Genomic DNA, 3,490 nt, shown 5'->3' with positions numbered 1-3,490 from the left:
GTGCCGGGGCGACGGACACAGGCACGGGCCGCTGAGGTGCCGCGGCGCACGCGGTGAGCACGAGGGGAATCAGTGCGGGAAGGATGCGTCGGGTAAGAGCCATCATGCGGTGAATGTGTCCTTGGCCCGACGTAGCGCGGCGAAGCGCTCCGTCCGCGTGGCGGAATCCTTGCCCTGGGCCTCGGCCCAGCGACGAATAGCATCGCTGTCCACGCGCAGGAAGGGGTTGGTGGCGAACTCATCCGCGAGGCTGCTGGGCACGGATGGCCGGCCTTCCTCGCGCAGGCGCGCCACCTCGTCACGACGGAGGCGCAGGGGGCCGTTGTCCGGATCCACGCTGAGCGCGAATCGGATATTGGCCGCGGTGTATTCATGCGCACAGCAGACCAGGGTCTCCGGCGGCAGGTCGGCAAAGCGTTCCAGCGAGGCCAGCATCTGCTCGGGCGTGCCTTCGAACAGGCGGCCGCAGCCGACACTGAAAAGCGTGTCGCCGCAGAACAGGAAGCCTTCGCCGAAGTAGGCGATGTGCGAGCTGGTGTGGCCCGGGACGGCGATGACCCGGAAGGTCGCGTGGGGCGACTCGAGGGTGATGACGTCGCCGTCTTCCACGAAATGGTTCTTCGGCTGGATACGCGGATCCGCCGTGGCATACACCTCCACGTCGTGGTCGCGGACGAGGTCCGAGACGCCACCGATGTGGTCGTTATGGTGGTGGGTGAGCAGGATCGCCTTCAGCCGCCAGCCGCGCTCGTCGAGCGCAGCCTGGACAGGGGCGGCTTCACCAGGATCCACGACGAAAGCGTTGCCTTCGTCATCGGCGACCAGCCAGATGTAGTTGTCGCTCAGAGCCGCGACGGGAACCCAATGCATCGGGCCGAACTCCGTGAGCCAGTTGGGCGGGGCGGCCGGACTATATCAGCCGGGTATATCCCACTCGTTAGAACCTCGTTAACCCGTGCGGGCCCCATTCAAGATCACTACACTGGTCACACATGCCCACCCTGGCCCCCGACATCTATGCGACGCCGCAGATCGGCAAGCTGCTGGCCGACGAGGCCCGCGTGCTTTCGCCACTGCTGACCCGTTGTACCGGGGAGCACGGGCTGCACCTTACGGCCTCCCTGCTGGCGGATCCGCCCGCCTTGCCCCTGCTGGGCCACTGGGCGACCGTGCGGGTGGCCGGGCCGGTGCTGGGCGGGGATGTTCGCGCGAGCGGCCTGGAGGCCCTGCCGTTCACCGACGACGCCTTTGGGGTGGTCCTGCTTCGGCACGCCCTGGAAACCACGGCGCGCCAGGACAATCTCCTCGACGAAGCGATCCGCGTGCTTGCCCCCGGCGGCATGCTCGCCATCACGGGTATTCACCCGGTCGGCCTGTGGTCGCCCTGGGTGGCCCGGCAGGCCCGTGGCACCCGTCCGCGCCTGACCTGGCCGTGGTGGTGGAGCCAGCGGCTGGTCCGCGACGATTTCGAGCTCTCCATGCCGCGCCGACTGGGCAGTGCCTGGCCTCGCGCCGGCGGTTCGCCCGTGGGCGAATCCATGGTCGGAGGCGGATACATGCTTATAGCGCGCAAAAAGCGTCCGGCAGCGGTACCCTTGCGCGCCCGCACAGTGGCGGTCGAGGCACCCCTGCCCGGCACGCTCGCTTCTGGCGCCCGTCGCAACGTACGTGAGTCCATTCCTTGACCGAAATCACCACCGACACCGTAGAAGTTTTCACCGATGGCGCCTGCCTGGGCAATCCGGGCCCCGGCGGCTGGGCGGCTCTGCTCAGGGCCAAGGGCATCGAGAAGATGCTCGCCGGCGGCGAACCCGACACCACCAACAACCGCATGGAAATGATGGGTGCGATCTCGGCGCTCGAAGCGCTGACCCGTCGTTGCCACGTGCACCTGATGACCGACTCCAAGTACGTCATGCAGGGCGTGCAGGAGTGGGTACCCAAGTGGCGCCGTAACGGYTGGAAGACCGCCGACAAGAAACCGGTGAAGAACCAGGATCTCTGGATCCGCCTCGACGAAGCCGCGGCCGCGCACACCGTCACCTGGGAATGGGTGAAGGGTCATGCCGGCCACGTCGAGAACGAGCGCGTTGACGTCGCTGCACGTGACCAGGCCATCATCTATAAATCGAAGGGGACCGCGGCATGAGGCAGATCGTCCTCGATACCGAAACCACCGGCCTCGAAGCACACCTCGGTCACCGCCTCGTGGAAATCGGCGCGGTCGAGATGATCGGCCGTCGGCCCACCGGCAATCATTTTCACACCTACCTCAACCCGCAGCGCGCCATCGACGAAGAGGCGAGCAAGGTCACGGGTATCAAGGACGAACACCTCGTCGACAAGCCGCTTTTCATCGAGAAGGTGGATGAGTTCCTCGAGTTCATCCGTGGCGCCGAGCTGATCATCCATAACGCGGCGTTCGACGTCGGCTTCCTGAATGCCGAGCTGAAGCGGGCAGGGGCGCAGTACGGGCAGATTGCCGACCACGCGACAGTGCTCGATACGCTGCTCATGGCGCGCCAGATGTACCCGGGCCAGCGCAATAGCCTCGATGCGCTATGCAAGCGCCTCGGCGTGGATAACACCAAGCGCGACCTCCACGGCGGCCTGCTCGATGCGCAGCTGCTGGCGGACGTCTATATCGCCATGACCACGGGGCAGGGCGGTCTCGAATTCGCCTTCGATGCGAACGATGAGCGCAGCCGTACCAGTGTGCTGCAGGACATCGTGATCAAGCGTCGTCCGCTGGTACGTCATGCCGATCCGGAAGAGCTCGCACGGCACGCGAAGCGGCTCGAAGCGCTGGACAAATCAGCGGGCGGGCAGAGCATCTGGCGCAAGATGGAAATGTCGGAAACGGTTCACTAGGCGGCTGCGCGAAGCAGGATCGCCGTGATGTTGTCGCGTGCGCTGCCCGAAAGGGCTTCGAGCAGGAGGTGGTCCACGCCTTCCTGCGCCGCGATGTCCGTGCGCGAGACGATCGCGCCGATGCGCGCGTCGTCCACTTCATCGGTGAGGCCGTCGGTGCACAACAGAAGGCGTGCGCCGTAGGGCAGCTCGCCCTTGGCCAGGCCGATGTGCAGTTGATCCGGCGAGGTGATCCCCAGGGCCTGCGTGAGAACGCTGCGCTGCGGATGCGTCCGGGCCTGTGCCTCGGTCAGCTCGCCCGCCTCGACCAGGGCTTCCACAATGGAATGGTCGTGCGAGAGGCGCTTCAGCTCGCCGTCCCAGATATAGATGCGACTGTCACCGACCCAGGCTGCCTCGTAGGAGCGACCGACCAGTCGCACCGCGGCGATCGTCGTGCCCATGGGGCGGGATTCGGAAAGGCCGCTGGAACGGGCGATGAGAGCCTCGTTGACCCGCTGGATGGCGTCCACGAGGGACTGGCCGGCCGTGACCTGGGCCACTACGCCGTCGCGCGCCGTGGCCGAGGCCACCTCGCCGTGCTTATGGCCGCCCATGCCGTCCACGACCAGGAACAACC

The 3,490-nt window shown here is 66.4% G+C and carries 5 protein-coding genes; 3 read left to right on the top strand and 2 right to left on the bottom strand.

Annotated elements, in window-relative coordinates:
* Nucleotides 1–102: 102 nt before the first annotated feature.
* Entirely contained in the window at nt 103–870 is a 768-nt protein-coding gene (gene gloB, locus AC1DT2_RS18395; RefSeq protein ID WP_477297923.1) for a hydroxyacylglutathione hydrolase, read from the bottom strand.
* Between the two features lie 122 nt (nt 871–992).
* Between gloB and AC1DT2_RS18390 the strand changes: the two genes are divergently transcribed.
* From AC1DT2_RS18390 to dnaQ, 3 genes are read left to right on the top strand one after another with little or no spacing between them, the layout of a single operon-like run.
* Nucleotides 993–1,685 carry a methyltransferase domain-containing protein gene (locus tag AC1DT2_RS18390; RefSeq protein WP_477297922.1) on the top strand — a complete coding sequence of 231 codons (693 nt, stop codon included), beginning with the start codon at nt 993–995 and terminating at the stop codon, nt 1,683–1,685.
* Nucleotides 1,682–2,149, top strand: a complete 468-nt coding sequence (rnhA, locus tag AC1DT2_RS18385; RefSeq protein ID WP_231874017.1) for a ribonuclease HI — start codon at nt 1,682–1,684, stop codon at nt 2,147–2,149. The genes AC1DT2_RS18390 and rnhA overlap by 4 nt, the downstream gene beginning before the upstream one ends.
* On the top strand, nt 2,146–2,871 hold the full coding sequence (dnaQ, locus tag AC1DT2_RS18380) for a DNA polymerase III subunit epsilon (protein WP_213948323.1): 726 nt from the start codon (nt 2,146–2,148) through the stop codon (nt 2,869–2,871). Before rnhA ends, dnaQ begins: the two co-directional genes overlap by 4 nt.
* Here the strand turns inward: dnaQ and AC1DT2_RS18375 are convergent.
* Nucleotides 2,868–3,490 (bottom strand): PP2C family protein-serine/threonine phosphatase (locus tag AC1DT2_RS18375; protein WP_477297921.1); only part of this gene is annotated, 623 nt, incomplete at its 5' end. The genes dnaQ and AC1DT2_RS18375 overlap by 4 nt on opposite strands.

This window comes from Luteibacter sp. P4_E6, assembly GCF_056401535.1.
This window is presented reverse-complemented; position numbering and strand designations above follow the sequence as displayed.